The 8670-nt window shown below is 44.4% G+C and carries 7 protein-coding genes; 6 read left to right on the forward strand and 1 reads right to left on the reverse strand.

Features of this window, described 5'->3' with window-relative positions:
• Positions 1-214: 214 nt before the first annotated feature.
• On the reverse strand, positions 215-1546 hold the full coding sequence (argA, locus tag FQ015_RS01130) for an amino-acid N-acetyltransferase (protein ID WP_000237940.1): 1332 nt from the start codon (positions 1544-1546) through the stop codon (positions 215-217).
• A 230-nt stretch (positions 1547-1776) separates the two neighbouring features.
• Between argA and amiC the strand changes: the two genes are divergently transcribed.
• The 6 genes from amiC (at position 1777) to FQ015_RS01160 (ending at position 8516) form a co-directional block, all read left to right on the forward strand.
• Positions 1777-3030: an N-acetylmuramoyl-L-alanine amidase AmiC gene (gene amiC / locus FQ015_RS01135; RefSeq protein ID WP_000016907.1), complete on the forward strand. Its 1254-nt coding sequence runs from the start codon at positions 1777-1779 to the stop codon at positions 3028-3030.
• Positions 3031-3287: 257 nt separating this feature from the next.
• Positions 3288-4112 carry a PRD domain-containing protein gene (locus FQ015_RS01140; protein WP_001318021.1) on the forward strand — a complete coding sequence of 275 codons (825 nt, stop codon included), beginning with the start codon at positions 3288-3290 and terminating at the stop codon, positions 4110-4112.
• A 31-nt stretch (positions 4113-4143) separates the two neighbouring features.
• Positions 4144-5724, forward strand: coding sequence for a PTS transporter subunit EIIC (locus FQ015_RS01145; protein ID WP_000810571.1), 1581 nt, complete (start codon positions 4144-4146; stop codon positions 5722-5724).
• Positions 5724-6899, forward strand: a complete 1176-nt coding sequence (locus FQ015_RS01150) for a MalY/PatB family protein (protein WP_039020544.1) — start codon at positions 5724-5726, stop codon at positions 6897-6899. Before FQ015_RS01145 ends, FQ015_RS01150 begins: the two co-directional genes overlap by 1 nt.
• 2 nt (positions 6900-6901) lie before the next feature.
• A complete protein-coding gene (locus tag FQ015_RS01155; RefSeq protein WP_001089172.1) occupies positions 6902-7498 on the forward strand; it encodes a KpsF/GutQ family sugar-phosphate isomerase in 597 nt (198 codons plus the stop codon).
• Between the two features lie 70 nt (positions 7499-7568).
• The gene (locus FQ015_RS01160; RefSeq protein WP_001318019.1) at positions 7569-8516 is read left to right on the forward strand and encodes a phosphoglycerate dehydrogenase; all 948 of its coding nucleotides are present in this window, start codon (positions 7569-7571) and stop codon (positions 8514-8516) included.
• Positions 8517-8670: the final 154 nt, after the last annotated feature.

Consider the following 8670-nt stretch of genomic DNA (forward strand, 5'->3'; position numbering starts at 1 on the left):
TGCGCGTCCTGTCATGCCTCCGGGCATTGCGCATATGCGCATCTGGCGATTTCCGTCGCTTACCCTAAATCCGCCATCAACACCTTTGATTTGATGTAGGTCGGATAAGGCGTTCACGCCGCATCCGACGATGAGCGTCAATACCTGATGCGATGCTAGCGTGTTTATCATGCCTCCAGGCATTGCGCATGTCGCATCTGGCGATTTCCACCACTTACCCCAAATCCGCCATCAACACTTTGGATTTACGCTGGTAGTTGTACAACTGCTTTTTGCTCTCGGGCAGTAAATCAATATCCACCGGGGTAAATCCACGTTCCTGGAACCAGTGAATACTGCGCGTGGTCAGTACAAACAATTTGCTTAATCCGCTTTGCTTCGCCTGAGCGGCAATGCGCTCCAGCAAAACCTCGCCCCTTGATGAGCTGCGGTAATCCGGGTGAACGGCCACACAGGCCATTTCCCCAATCTTCTCTTCCGGGAACGGATAGAGTGCTGCGCAGGCAATAGTCGTGTTATCGCGCTGAATAATAGTGAATTTGTCGATTTCCATCTCCAGTTGCTCGCGAGAACGGCGTACCAGAATACCTTGCTGCTCCAGTGGGCGAATCAACTCCAGAATGCCGCCAATATCGTTGATGGTTGCGCGACGAATTTGCTCGGCGCTTTCCATCACAATCTGCGTACCGATACCGTCACGTGAGAACAACTCTTGCAACAGCGCGCCATCTTCCTGGTAACTAATTAAATGACAGCGACGTACGCCGCTGCGGCAGGCTTTCACCGCACCACGCAAAAAGCGCACCGTACCGGAGTTGTAATCGCCTTTCTCTTCCTGAGCTTCTACCCGCGCTTGTGCTTCGTTAGGGAAAAGCTCGGAGACAATATCGCCGTCGTCATTAGTGACGCCCTGTGAAGAGCAAAAACCAATCATCTTTTCAGCTTTCAGTTTGATGGCCAGTTGAGTGGCGATCTCTTCCGAGGTCAGATTAAAGCTCTCGCCAGTGACTGAAACCGCGACCGGCCCCAGCAGCACTATCGCACCGCTGTCCAGTTGACGATGAATCGCATCTTCGTCAATCCGCCGGATACGCCCGCTATGGCAGTAATCCACACCGTCATCCACGCCCAGCGGCTGGGCAATAATAAAATTGCCACTGACGACGTTGATATGCGCGCCCTGCAGCGGCGTGTTATTGAGACTCATCGACAGGCGAGCAGTAATGTCCAGTTGCAATGTTCCCGCAGCCTGCTTCACCAGTTCTAGTGTTTTGGCGTCGGTCACGCGTATATTTTTGTGATATAGCGGTTCGTGGTGATGCGCTGCCAGATTCGCATCGATCTGCGGGCGCGCTCCATAGACCACGACCAGACGGATGCCGAGGCTGTGCAGCAACCCGATATCATTAACGATACTGGAGAAATTCTCATGCTCAATGGCTTCACCGCCGAGCATGATGACAAACGTTTTTCCCCGGTGGGTATTGATATAAGGAACCGAATGGCGGAATCCCTCGACCAACTCGGTTTTACGTTCCTTCACCACGGCACACCTCTTTGCATGATTATTCGTAATTATTGTATTTTTATTCTGTTTTTTCACTGGGTGCAAGTGCAAATTTTACGCATGAGCAACTTTTTTATCAGTAATGCCGTGAATATAAAAAGAATGTTTACCGTTTATTAGATGACAGATTATGCGTCTTTCGCTAAAGTTTCCGGTCAAATTAGTCGTTTATTTGTTACACAGCTTAGATTTTTTTGCTCGGGAGATGCATGTCGGGATCCAACACAGCAATCAGCCGTCGTCGTTTACTGCAAGGCGCGGGTGCCATGTGGCTATTGAGCGTAAGTCAGGTCAGTCTGGCTGCGGTCAGCCAGGTCGTGGCGGTGCGCGTCTGGCCTGCGTCCAGCTACACCCGTGTGACGGTAGAATCTAATCGTCAGCTGAAATATAAGCAGTTCGCGTTGAGTAACCCTGAACGCGTGGTGGTGGATATCGAAGATGTAAACCTGAACTCAGTGCTCAAGGGGATGGCGGCACAAATTCGTGCTGATGACCCGTTCATCAAGTCGGCGCGCGTCGGGCAGTTTGACCCGCAAACCGTGCGGATGGTTTTTGAGTTAAAGCAAAACGTAAAACCGCAGCTGTTTGCCCTTGCTCCGGTCGCCGGGTTTAAAGAGCGTCTGGTGATGGATCTCTATCCTGCCAATGCTCAGGACATGCAGGACCCGCTGCTGGCGCTGCTGGAGGATTACAATAAAGGCGATCTCGAAAAGCAGGTGCCGCCTGCGCAGAGTGGCCCGCAGCCAGGCAAAGCAGGGCGCGATCGTCCGATTGTCATTATGCTTGACCCTGGCCATGGCGGCGAAGACTCCGGTGCGGTGGGGAAATACAAAACGCGTGAAAAAGACGTGGTATTGCAAATTGCCCGCCGTTTGCGCTCTCTGATTGAGAAAGAGGGCAATATGAAAGTTTACATGACCCGTAATGAAGACATCTTCATTCCGTTGCAAGTGCGCGTAGCAAAAGCACAGAAACAGCGTGCTGACTTGTTTGTCTCTATTCATGCCGATGCCTTTACCAGTCGCCAGCCGAGCGGTTCCTCTGTGTTTGCGCTCTCTACCAAAGGTGCAACCAGTACCGCGGCAAAATATCTGGCGCAAACTCAGAACGCCTCGGACTTGATTGGTGGCGTGAGTAAGAGCGGCGACCGTTATGTCGACCATACTATGTTCGATATGGTGCAGTCGCTGACCATTGCCGACAGTCTGAAGTTTGGTAAAGCTGTGTTGAATAAGCTCGGTAAAATCAACAAGCTGCATAAAAATCAGGTTGAACAAGCCGGGTTTGCCGTGCTGAAAGCGCCTGATATACCCTCCATTTTGGTCGAAACGGCGTTTATCAGTAACGTTGAGGAAGAACGTAAACTGAAAACGGCAACCTTCCAGCAGGAAGTTGCGGAATCAATCCTCGCAGGGATAAAAGCGTATTTTGCCGATGGGGCGACGCTGGCGAGAAGGGGATAATGTTTTTATTTATTCAATGAATTTATATTTCGTTGAATAGATAATATTTACCTGAATATTAGACGTTGGTTTTGTGACTGATGTCGAATATTTGAATGTCGGCTTGAAAAATAAGCCGGCCATCTCTTTAATTAAGCACAATTCCGTGTAATGTATATGCATTAGTTAATCATCTTGTAACTGTTAAATCAGGCAAGGCAATGTTTGAAGTAATTATTACTTCTGACGTGCCTTGCCTTTTTTTTTGGAGCTATGGAATGATCATCGAAAAAGTCATGAACAATAATTGTGTACAGGCATCGATGAATGGACAGGAGGTTATCATTTCTGGGCCTGGCGTCGGTTACAACAAAAAATATGGAATGTCGGTCCCTGAGCATCCGGCTAACCGGATTTTTTATGTCAGAAATGAACAAAAAAATAAACTCTACAAATTGATTGAGCATGTGGATATTGAGTATGTTTTTGTTGCCGAAAAAATAGTGCAATATGCGGAGAACAATCTCGAAAAAAATCTCAATCCATCGCTACTATTGATTCTTGCTGATCATATTTCGAATGCAATATCCCGAGTCGCTTCAGGCATACAAATTAATAATGTTTTCCTTGATGAAATCAAAGCGTTGTACAAAGCAGAGTATGCGATAAGTCGCGATGCATTAACTATCATTAATGAGCAATTCAGCGTTCAACTTCCTGATGATGAGATTGGTTTTATAGCATTGCATATTTTAAATAATTATGAGAATTCAGTTGATTATGAATCAGTACGGATTATTGAGTTGTCGCAAATAATCACGGGGCTTATTGAAGTTGTTTATAACAGAAAGGTGGACAGAAGTTCATTTAATTATTCCAGGTTCATGATACACCTTAAATATTTTTCAAGTCGCGTATTATGCAATGAAAAAATAAAACAGAAAGATATTGGTGATCTCTATGAACAGTTTCTTGAGAAAGACATTCTGTTACAGCGCGCAATTCATGAAATTGAAAGGTATTTGTACGCCACTTTTAAATATGAATTGATTTTGGAAGAAAAACTATATCTCTCTATTCGCACCAAAGTATTAATGGACTGATTATATATAACATTTATATGAGATAACCCGCATGAAACAAAAGAAAGCCTGGAGTTTTTTTCAGAGCCTGGGAAAGGCATTTATGTATCCCATCGCTCTGCTAAGTGTATGTGGCATGATGTTAGGGCTAGGAAGTGGTTTAGCCAGCGATGATATGGCAAAATTAATTCCACTACTGGCTATTCCCGTAATTAAAACCATTCTTGATTTTATTGTTAGCCTTGGTTTGTTTGCCTTTGTCAATTTACCTGTATTGTTTGCGATAGCTATACCTCTGGGGTTATTAAAAGAGAAAGAGGATAAAGCCTATGGCGCTTTTTCTGGCTTAATTGGTTTCATGGCGATGCATCTGGGAACGAACTTTTATCTTAAACAACATGACTTATTGGTCGCTGCTGATCAAATGTCGACACATGGGCAAACCATTATTCTGGGAATCCAGTCCTACAATACCAGTGTGTTGGGTGGGATTATAGCAGGATTATTAGTCGCCAGTATGTATAAAAAGATCGTTAACTTACGTATTCCTGAATCATTAGGATTTTATAGTGGCCCACGCCTGGTGCCTATTATTACACTGATTGTGATGAGTGGATTTGGTCTGATCATCCCTTTTATCTGGCCACCATTTTTCAATCTTTTCATGCTCATTGGCCACTGGATTTCAACTTCCGGTCCTGTTGGCTATTTTTTCTATGCAGTCGCCGAACGCGTGACAATACCTTTTGGTTTAAATCACCTGGTGACGTCAGTTTTCCGCTTTACCCCCATCGGCGGATCGGCAGTGATCGGCGGCGAAGAGTATTATGGCACCCTGAACATGTTTATGGCGTACGTCAAAGAGAATGCGGTCATTCCGCTGGATTTGGCGGGGAAAATGGAACAGGGCAAACTGATGATTCAGTATGGTCTGGCTGGTGCCGCGCTGGCGATGTATCGCACTGCTCATGCTCAAAACAGAAAAGCTATCAAAGCATTGCTTATTTCCGGGGTGCTTACAGTCATTATTGGCGGCGTCAGCGAACCGATTGAGTTTCTGTTCTTATTTGTCAGTCCACTGCTATTTGTCTTCCATGCTTTTATGAATGGATTCGCCAACATGGTCTTGCCATATATGGGCGTGAAGATGGGATTTACTGGCGATCTGATTCAATTTATTAGCTTTGGCGTATTGCGTGGCACAAGAACAGGTTGGCCAATAGCGGTGTGTGTCGAAGTGGCCTATTTCTTTATTTATTACTTTGTGTTCCGTTGGACTATTCTCAAATTTAACCTGATGACGGTAGGCCGTGAAGAGTCCAGTCCTGTCACGCTGAATGCTCATGAGGATACGGCTATAGCGGATATCCCAACGCTTGATAAATCAGAGCTGCAAGCAGCGGAGCAGATGGTTAAGGCACTTGGTGGTAAAGAGAATATTAAATCCCTGGATAATTGCGTAACTCGTTTACGTTTAACAATCGCAGATATGGGATTGATTGACGAGGCAGCAATAAAAAGAGCTGGCGGAATTGCGGTTGTTAAACTTGATCAAAATACCCTACAAGTCATTATCGGTACTAAAGTCATCGCCTTGCGTCGGGATATGGATAACTACATGGGGATATGCTGATGGATGTTTTTAATACTCCTATTTCCCGCAAAGGAACATATTGTACCCAATGGGACTTTTGCGAGGACAGATTTGGTGTAAAAGATGTATTACCATTCTCTATTTCAGATATGGATCTTCCGATACCGGAAGCTATCATCAGGGCATTAAGAAAACGTCTGGAACACCCGATTTTAGGGTACAGCCGTTGGCAGCATGATGACTATCTGAATGCGATAGTCAATTGGTATCATCAACAATATAAAACTGAAATCAAACCAGAATGGATCACCTATAGCCCAAGCGTGATGTACTCCATTGCTAAAGCAATAGAGTTATTGACATCGCATGGTGATAATATTCTCGTTTTTACACCTGTCTATAATGCATTTTTTGATATAATTAAACATAGCGAGAGAAATATTCTGACAGCCTCTTTGATTATAAAAAATGAGGGGGGCTACGCTATCAATTGGCAAGATTTTGATCTTAAGATTCAAAGCGCAAAGATGGTGTTATTATGTAATCCTCATAACCCGACAGGAACCGTCTGGTCGGAAGAAGATCTGCATAAAATCGCTGCAAGCTGTGCAAGACATAATGTCTGGTTATGTTCAGATGAAATTCACAGTGATTTTGTTTTTAATCGTAGCTTTACATCTGCGCTTAAAATAAAAAAAGAAAAAGTAGTGGTGTTTAATTCGATATCGAAGACATTTAATGTTCCTGCGCTAACAGGATCGTATATGATTTCAACTGACGATAATTTTAATCATAAGTTCAGAACGATATCAAGATATCGCGATTTTGTAAACTCCCCATCCGTACTGAATATAATTGCAACTATTATTGCCTATAACGAATGTGAGGGATGGTTAAAGTCATTAAAGGCACATATTGCCTCTAACATTCAATTCACCCAGCAGTATCTGAACGAAAATACTCCAGAATTGATCGTAAGGCCTGCTGATGGTTGCTATTTTTCGTGGATAGATTGCTCTGCTATTGGTTATCCCTTTGATGAATTCTACAGTCGATTAATTCATGAAGGCAAAGTGGGCATTATGGCGGGGAATGTCTATGGAACGGAGGGGGAGGGCTACCTTCGTCTGAACCTGGCCTGCGGTCGAGAAAAATTATATATGGGGCTTACGCGTCTTGCGAGTGTAATTAAAAATATTAATCAAGGAAAATAAAAATGAACAGCACGGATCTTATCCATCTCATTAAACATTTTATGCGTAACGAACATAAAGCAGTTGAAGAAGTTATTGATTCCCCCCTTTCGGAGGTCGCAAATTTAATTAAAGTATTACAGTCTTGTCAGGGGAAAGTTGTTTTTATTGGTGTCGGTAAGTCCGGTATTATTGCCCGAAAACTCGCCGCAACATTTGCCAGCACTGGAACTCCCTCGTTTTTTGTTCACGGTACTGAAGCCGTACACGGCGATCTTGGGATGGTGGCGAAAGATGATGTTGTTATTCTTATTTCAAACAGTGGTGAGACGACAGAAATCCTGGCAACACTACCTAGTCTGAAAAAAATGGGTAATTATTTGATCTCCTTTACCCGCAGTCATCGCTCATCGCTTGCGATAAGTTGTGATTTATCCGTTGAAATTCCCGTAAAAAGTGAGGCGGATAATTTAGGTTTAGCACCGTCATGCTCATCAACAGTCGTTCTGGTTGTTGGTGATGCGGTGGCGCTTGCGCTCTCCGAATTGAAAAAGTTTACTCGTGCTGATTTCGGCTTATATCATCCAGGAGGTGCGCTCGGTATTAAAGCAAACTCATAATTTTAGAATATAAAACAGTAACCGGTCACGCCATCTCTTGGGGTGGCGTTCATTGATGTGAGTGTCAGCTATGAAAAACGTTCTGGTCACCGTTCCCAGCTTTTCAGCGCGTTGTGTTTCTGCCAGCAAGCTGCTAAGAGAAAATCATTTTAACCTTATTATCAAGAATAATGTGGAGCATCTGGTTAAATCAGAATCCACAGTATTACGAGAATCTATTTGCGCAGTCATTGCCGGAAAAGATTGTTATCAAGCGGATACGTTATCGCGACTACCAGGAGTGAAAATAATATCGAGATTCGGGACAGGGATTGATAATATTGATCTTCATACGGCTCGACAATCAGGTATTGTGGTCAATAATGCTGTTGGGATTAATTCAAATGCAGTCGCGGAATTTATCATCGGTCTTATTTTTGCGAGCATGAGAAATATCCCCGGTAGCTATCATGCGATGCAAAATGGTTATTGGGGCGAGTCGCATGGGTGCGAGTTACAAGGTAAACGTATTGGCCTGCTTGGCTACGGCAATATTGGCAAAACACTGGCGAAAAGGTTATCTGGTTTTGATGTTGAGCTTTTAGCTTTTGATAAACAACCCGATTTCCAGGCCGCAGGCAAAGATGGAGTTCAGTTCGTATCAATTGAAGATATCTTTATGCAGTCTCATGTCATCATCGTTCTTTTGCCATTTTCTCCGGAGCTGGAGAACTTCATTAGTCATAAATATTTGTCGATGATGCGCAATGGTGCTCTTATCATCAACGCCGCAAGGGGAAAGTTGCTGGATGAGGGGGCTTTACTTCAGGTAATTGAAGAACGAAATGTTTTTGCAGCACTGGATGTGTTTAGCTCTGAACCGCTAGCGCAATTTAGCCCATTGCTACATGCCAGGAATATCATTACAACGCCGCATATTGCGGCCGCTACCGTTGAGTCATACCAGCAAACCGGGATATACGTTGCCAGGTCGATAATAGATTTCTTTGCAGGAAGGGAGATAAAAAACGTGCTGTGAGTTCAGCTAAGGAAGATTTCAGGTACAAAAAAACCGCAATCTGTGAAACACATTGCGGTTTATCAGCATCATAAGTGTTGGTTGCGGGGGCCGGATTTGAACCGACGACCTTCGGGTTATGAGCCCGACGAGCTACCAGGCTGCTCCACCCCGC

It is taken from the genome of Escherichia sp. HH26CH (assembly GCF_009820205.1).
GTDB lineage: Bacteria > Pseudomonadota > Gammaproteobacteria > Enterobacterales > Enterobacteriaceae > Escherichia > Escherichia coli_F.